Source organism: Frisingicoccus sp. (genome assembly GCA_016298055.1).
Taxonomy (GTDB): domain Bacteria; phylum Bacillota; class Clostridia; order Lachnospirales; family Lachnospiraceae; genus Frisingicoccus.
The window spans coordinates 1-2,717 of sequence record JAEDDO010000224.1; the positions used below are offsets into that span (position 1 = coordinate 1).

Below are 2,717 nucleotides of genomic sequence, written 5' to 3' on the forward strand. Positions count from 1 at the left end.
GTTATCGGTTCCTGTACAAACGGACGTTTTGAAGACCTTAAGATCGCTGCTGAAATTATGGCGGGACATAAGATTGCGAAAGGCATTCGTGTCATCATTATCCCTGCAACACAGAAGATTTATCTGGATGCTATGGAAGCCGGATATATCAAGACATTTATTGAAGCCGGTGCGATTGTAAGTACACCGACCTGCGGACCTTGCCTTGGCGGTTATATGGGTATTCTTGCAGAGGGTGAAAGATGTGTTTCCACAACGAACCGTAACTTTGTCGGACGTATGGGACATGTAACATCTGAAATATATCTGGCAAGCCCGGCAGTGGCAGCAGCAAGTGCGATTACAGGAAAGATTTCCTGTCCATGTGAGTTAGACTAAGGAGGTATATAGATAATGAAAGCATTTGGTTCAGTTTTTAAATATGGTGACAATGTAGATACAGACGTTATTATTCCTGCAAGACATCTGGCAACAACAGATCCGAAAGGTCTTGCCGCACATTGTATGGAAGATATTGATACAGAATTTGTTAAAAATGTAAAAGACGGCGACATTATGGTGGCAAGAAAGAATTTCGGATGCGGATCTTCCCGTGAACATGCACCGATCGCTATTAAAGCTTCCGGTATCAGCTGTGTTATCGCTGAGACATTTGCGCGTATTTTCTATAGAAATGCCATTAATATCGGACTTCCGATCATCGAATGTAAAGAAGCTGCAGAAAAGATTGAGGCCGGAGATCAGGTTGAAATCGATTTTGACAACGGTATGATCTACAACCGCACAAAAAATGAGGAATATAAAGGTGAAGCCTTCCCGCCATTCATGCAGGAACTGATCGCAGCAGGCGGATTGATCAATTACATGAATCAGAACAAATAATCGGTGACGAAAGGAAGAGAAAGATGAATTGTAATATTGCAGTAATCAAGGGCGACGGCATCGGACCGGAGATCGTGACAGAGGCTATGAAAGTTCTTGATAAAGTGGCAGAAAAATATGGACATACATTTAATTATACACAGGTATTGATGGGCGGCTGCTCCATCGATGCCACAGGTGTTCCGCTGACAGATGAGGCCATTGCGACATGTAAAGCCAGTGATGCGGTTCTTCTTGGCTCCATCGGCGGCGACACGACCACATCTCCATGGTATAAGCTGGAACCATCTTTGAGACCGGAAGCAGGACTTTTAAAATTGAGAAAGTCTCTCGGACTTTTTGCCAATATCCGTCCGGCTTATCTGTATAAAGAACTTAAGGATGCATGTCCGTTAAAAGATGAAATCATCGGAGACGGTTTTGATATGGTCATTATGCGTGAGCTTACCGGCGGTCTTTACTTCGGAGAAAGAAAAACAGTGGAAGAGAATGGTGTTCTTAAGGCATATGACTCACTCACTTATGATGAGAATGAAATTCGCCGGATCGCGATCAAAGGTTTTGAGACAGCGATGAAACGCCGCAAAAATGTTGTCAGTGTCGATAAAGCCAATGTACTGGATTCTTCCCGGCTCTGGAGAAAAGTTGTAGAAGAAGTTGCAAAGGATTATCCGGAAGTGACATACTCCCATATGCTGGTTGACAATTGTGCGATGCAGTTGGTGAAAAATCCACGCCAGTTCGATGTTATTCTCACTGAAAATATGTTTGGTGACATTTTATCGGATGAAGCCAGTGAAGTGACCGGATCCATCGGCATGCTTTCATCTGCCAGCTTAAGTGAAACAAGCCTCGGTGTTTATGAACCAAGTCACGGTTCTGCTCCGGATATTGCAGGACAGAATAAGGCCAATCCGATCGCGACGATCCTTTCAGCAGCCATGCTCCTTCGATATTCCCTGAATCTGGATGGGGAAGCCGATGCCATTGAAGCGGCAGTTCAAAAAGTCCTTGAAGACGGATATCGTACGGTTGATATTATGTCTGACGGATGTAAACTCGTCGGATGTAAAGAGATGGGAGACGCTATTACAGAGCGCATTTAAGTCAAAAGTATTCGATTTTTTTGCTTTTTTGCTTTGTATGAAAAGCGGTCCAAAAGTACAAAAGTATTGCAATGTAAGAAAAGTGTGTTATAATATCCCAAAAAGCACTGTACTGTGTGAAAGTTTTAAAGAGTAAACTTATGGGATTAAAGGAAGGAAGATATAGATGAGAAGCGATGTTGTAACGAAGGGAATGCAGTCAGCACCACAGCGTTCTTTATTTAATGCCCTCGGCATGACAAAGGAAGAACTTGAGAGACCTCTCGTTGGTATTGTAAGTTCTTATAATGAGATTGTACCCGGACATATGAACATTGATAAGATTGTAGATGCGGTAAAAATGGGTGTTGCCATGGCAGGCGGTACGCCGATCGTGTTCCCGGCCATTGCTGTATGTGACGGTATTGCCATGGGACATATCGGTATGAAATATTCTCTTGTTACAAGAGATCTGATTGCGGATTCCACAGAGTGTATGGCCCTTGCCCATCAGTTTGATGCTCTTGTTATGGTGCCGAACTGTGATAAGAACGTTCCGGGTCTTTTAATGGCAGCAGCACGTTTAAATATTCCGACAGTATTTGTCAGCGGCGGACCGATGCTTGCCGGCCGTGTGAGCGGTGAGAAACGAAGCCTTTCCAGCATGTTTGAAGCGGTAGGTTCTCATGCTGCAGGTACAATGACAGAAGAACAGGTAGATGAATTTGTTAATAAAGTATGCCCGACATG

Annotated in this window: 4 protein-coding genes; all 4 read left to right on the top strand. The window is 43.7% G+C overall.

The window, feature by feature from the left end:
• A partial coding sequence (locus tag QZZ35_RS10870) for an aconitase family protein (protein WP_291237422.1) occupies positions 1-378 on the top strand: 378 nt, incomplete at its 5' end.
• A gap of 15 nt (positions 379-393) precedes the next feature.
• Entirely contained in the window at positions 394-882 is a 489-nt protein-coding gene (leuD, locus tag QZZ35_RS10875) for a 3-isopropylmalate dehydratase small subunit (RefSeq protein ID WP_291235115.1), read from the top strand.
• Between the two features lie 23 nt (positions 883-905).
• The gene (gene leuB, locus QZZ35_RS10880) at positions 906-1,988 is read left to right on the top strand and encodes a 3-isopropylmalate dehydrogenase (protein WP_291235114.1); all 1,083 of its coding nucleotides are present in this window, start codon (positions 906-908) and stop codon (positions 1,986-1,988) included.
• 166 nt (positions 1,989-2,154) lie between these two features.
• A partial coding sequence (locus tag QZZ35_RS10885) for a dihydroxy-acid dehydratase domain-containing protein (protein ID WP_291237423.1) occupies positions 2,155-2,717 on the top strand: 563 nt, incomplete at its 3' end.